This window comes from Nonomuraea ceibae, assembly GCF_019396325.1.
GTDB lineage: Bacteria > Actinomycetota > Actinomycetes > Streptosporangiales > Streptosporangiaceae > Nonomuraea > Nonomuraea ceibae.
The window spans coordinates 1-554 of record NZ_JAHKRO010000258.1 but is presented as its reverse complement, the minus strand read 5'-3'; the positions used below and the strand labels follow the sequence as shown (position 1 = coordinate 554).

Below are 554 nucleotides of genomic sequence, written 5' to 3'. Positions count from 1 at the left end.
AGGTGCCGCCCGCGCCGCCCGGCGAGTTCCTGCTGATGGACGAGCCGAGGCACAGCCGCTACCGCAAGCCGCTGGTGGGCCGGTTCACCGTGCGGCGGATGCGGCTGCTGACCGAGCGCGTCGAGCAGGTCACCGCCGCGCACCTGGACGCGATGGAGCAGGCCGGGCCGGCGGCGGACCTGGTGACGGCGTTCGCCAAGCCCATCCCCGCCATCGTGATCTGCGAGCTGCTGGGCGTCCCGTACGAGGACCGGGGCTTCTTCCAGGAGCAGATCGACAAGTTCCTCGGCGGCGAGGTGGGCGACGAGGAGCTGATCGCGGCCTACCTGGGCGTCCAGAACTACCTCGCCGAGCTGGTCGCGGCCAAGCGCGCCAACCCCACCGACGACCTGCTCAGCGACCTGACCGACAGCGACCTCACGGACGAGGAGCTGAAGGGCATGGCCCTGATCCTGCTGTCGGCCGGGTTCGACACCACCGCCAACATGATCGCGCTCGGCGCCTTCGCGCTGCTGGAGAACCCGGAGCAGCTCGCCGCGCTGCGCGCCGACCCC

The 554-nt window shown here is 71.5% G+C and carries 1 protein-coding gene; it reads left to right on the top strand.

The genetic code is table 11. The features are described from left to right. Positions 1-2: 2 nt before the first annotated feature. Positions 3-554, top strand: a 552-nt coding sequence (locus tag KME80_RS49845; protein ID WP_308126275.1) for a cytochrome P450, incomplete at its 3' end; no start/stop codon positions are given.